Consider the following 3,017-nt stretch of genomic DNA (forward strand, 5'->3'; position numbering starts at 1 on the left):
GCGCATGGCGACGACGGCATCGTCGGCGGCTTTCTCGAAGGCGGCGAAACTATCGCCAGTTGGCCCCGATGCGCAACCGGGAACGCCACGATGGAAAACCTTCGCCTACTGTCGGTCCTTGCGAGAATGGCCCTGAAAGACCTGCAGATATCTTCCTGCGCTGTTCGAGGGTCGCACCGTGCGTTCGCAGGGCCGCGCCCATGGTTTGCGTGCCCTGTTTCAAAGCACCGCATCGCGATGGCTGTGGTGGGCCTTCACTGCCCTTCACGCTGAACAGCCGTAGCCGGCATCCAATACTTGACAGATTCAATCGGAATCTCTAGCCGAGTGGCAGTCAGGCATGTGGCACCCCCTCGCATGCTGGCGTGTTGTTTATGCCCGTGACCTGATCACGGGCCCGTTGCCGGCCTCATTGCCCAAGGAACCATGATGAACAGACCGTTGATTGCCTGCCTGCTTGCCGGTGTTGCGGCCCTTCCCGCTGTCGCGCAGGAGGCTCCCTACGTCTTGTCCGAGATCACGCTGGAAGCGGAAAGCGACACCACGCTGGTCCAGGACGGCTATGTTCCCGGCACCAGCCGAACGGCCACCAAGCTGGACACGCCGGTCGGCAGGATCCCCCAGGCCGTCACCATCGTCACGCAGGACCAGATCGAGGATCAGGCGCCGCGCACCCTGAACGAAGCCTTGGGCTATACGGCCGCCGCGAACCCGAACAACTACGGCTTCGACACCCGGTTCGACGCCTTTTTCCTGCGCGGGCTTCCGGCCTATTACAACGGCTATTTCCGCGACGGGCTGCGCCAATACAACGCGCCGACCGCCTGGTTCAAGTCCGAGCCCTACGGGCTGGAAGGGGTCGCGGTGCTGAAGGGGCCGAACTCGTCCCTTTACGGCGTCAGCGGGCCGGGCGGCATCGTCAACCTGATCACCAAGCGCCCTAAGGACGACCGCTATCGCGAGATCGAACTGACCACCGGCGCCAATGACCGCGCCCAGATCGCGGGCGATTTCTCCGGTCCGCTGTCGGAAGGCAGCGAGTTCAGCTATCGTCTGACGGGTCTGGCCCGCAAGGCAAACAGCGATCTTCCCGGCTATGCGGACGACAAGACCTATTTCGCCCCGGCCTTGTCCTGGGACAATGGCGTGACCCGCGCGACCCTGCTGGCCGAGGTTTCCAGTTCGGTGACAGGCGGAACCGCCGCCTTCTACAACCCGGCCTATGGAGAGGTGTCCGACCTCTACGAGGGCGATCCCGACTACAACGACTTCGATCAGGACCAGTGGCGTCTCGGCTATGAGATCGAGCATGACCTGAACGACAGCGTGACGCTGCGCCAAAGCTTCCGCGCGGCACGCGTCGACATCGACCTGGAATACAGCGGCCATTATCCCCTGGGCGCCGACCTGGCCCGCTACTGGGGCCACTACAAGGAAAACATCGACACGCTGGTGCTCGACAACGGGTTGCGCTGGAGCGGGAATACCGGGGCAGTGTCCCACGACATCCTGGCCGGCATCGACATGACCCGCGCCGATTATGAGACCTACAGCACCCTGGGCTATGTCTCGGCTGCCGATACCGCCGCGGCTGCGGTGCCCTTCACCGGCGCGCAGGAACAGCGCCAGATGGGCATCTACCTGCATGACCAGATGCAGTGGGGCAACTGGCAGGCCTTCGCCAGCGCCCGCTGGGACAGTGTCGAGACGACCACCACGGCTGCCGACCGTTCGACGGGCACGCAGGAGGATACCGGCCGTTCCGGGCGCCTGGCGCTGAGCTATGACTGGAGCAACGGTGTCATGGTCTATGGCAGCGTCTCGACCTCCTTCGCGCCCAATATCGGCTTCGTTTATGACGATCCGGCCGATGAGGCCACGCAGCGGGCGGCCCGCCCCACGCAGTCCACGCAGCGCGAGATCGGCCTGAAATACGCGCCCGAAGGCACGAACCTGCTGCTGTCCGCAGCCGTCTTCGACATCGATCAGCGCGATGGCACCGTGCTGGATGTCTCGACCGGCGAGAACCGGCAGCGTCAGTTGGACCTGAACAGCCGCGGCGTCGAGCTGGAGGCGCAGGCGAACTGGGACAATGGCTGGGGCGTGATCGCCAGCTATGCCCATCAGCGCGTCAGGATCGAGAAGGGCGCGGCGGGAACCGTGGGCAACGAACTGTCGGGCGTTCCGAACGATACGCTCTCGCTCTGGGGCAAGTATGACATCCAGTCGGGTCCGGCGGCGGGTCTCGGGCTGGCGGCAGGCCTGCGCTATGTGGGCGAAAGCTATGGCGATGATGCCAATGCCATCACCAACGACGATCGCGTCTTCGTGGATCTGGGGGTCAGCTACCAGCCGGCGCAACTGCCGGGGGTCGAGATGCAGGTGAACATCAAGAACCTGTTCGACCAGCAGAAGCAGACCTGCACCGCCGGATACTGCTATCGTGACGAGGGCCGCACCTGGACGGCAAGCCTGAGCCGCCGCTTCTGATGGCGCGGGACGCGAGGCAGCCCGGACAGGCTGCGATCCTGTCCGGCCTGTGGGCCGCCTATGTCGCGCAAAGCGTGATCGGCGGCCTGACCTGGGGCGGGCTGCCCGCCGTGCTGCGCGACCAGGGCCTGCCGCTTGACCGGATCGGCCTTCTGTCCCTGCTGATCGCGCCCTGGGCGCTGAAGGTTCTGTGGTCGCCGGTGATCGAACGGTGGCGGTTGCCCTGGGGCCAACCGCCCCGCAGCGCCATGCTGGTTCTGCTGTTCGGCCTGGTCGCCGTTCTGGGTCTGCTGGCCACCGGGGTCGTCGGTCTGGTGCCGCTGCTGCCGGCACTGGCCTGCCTGATGGTGGTGGCCTTCGCCACGGCAACCGCCGATATCGTCGTTGACGGCCACGCGGTTGGCGCCCTCGCGCGCAGCGGGCACGGCTGGGGCAATGCCGCGCAGGTCGGAGGCGCCTATGTGGGATCGGCGATCGGCGCGGGGCTTCTTCTTGTCATGGTCGCGCGCGTGGGGTGGACCGGGGCG

At 65.6% G+C, this 3,017-nt stretch carries 1 protein-coding gene and 1 pseudogene; both read left to right on the forward strand.

Annotated features, from left to right (window positions below; all coding sequences use genetic code 11):
* Window positions 1-429 precede the first annotated feature (429 nt).
* Window positions 430-2,490 carry a TonB-dependent siderophore receptor gene (locus AAIL68_RS17215; RefSeq protein WP_347141010.1) on the forward strand — a complete coding sequence of 687 codons (2,061 nt, stop codon included), beginning with the start codon at window positions 430-432 and terminating at the stop codon, window positions 2,488-2,490.
* Window positions 2,490-3,017: pseudogene (locus AAIL68_RS17220) on the forward strand (MFS transporter); the annotation flags it as partial. The gene AAIL68_RS17215 and the pseudogene AAIL68_RS17220, both read left to right, overlap by 1 nt.

This window comes from Paracoccus sp. SSK6 (genome assembly GCF_039770665.1).
Classification (GTDB): domain Bacteria; phylum Pseudomonadota; class Alphaproteobacteria; order Rhodobacterales; family Rhodobacteraceae; genus Paracoccus.

What these genes read in the sequence shown, in the direction of transcription:
- AAIL68_RS17215 (WP_347141010.1), top strand. Translation starts at nt 430, where the DNA reads ATGAACAGACCGTTGATTGCCTGCCTGCTTGCCGGTGTTGCGGCCCTT.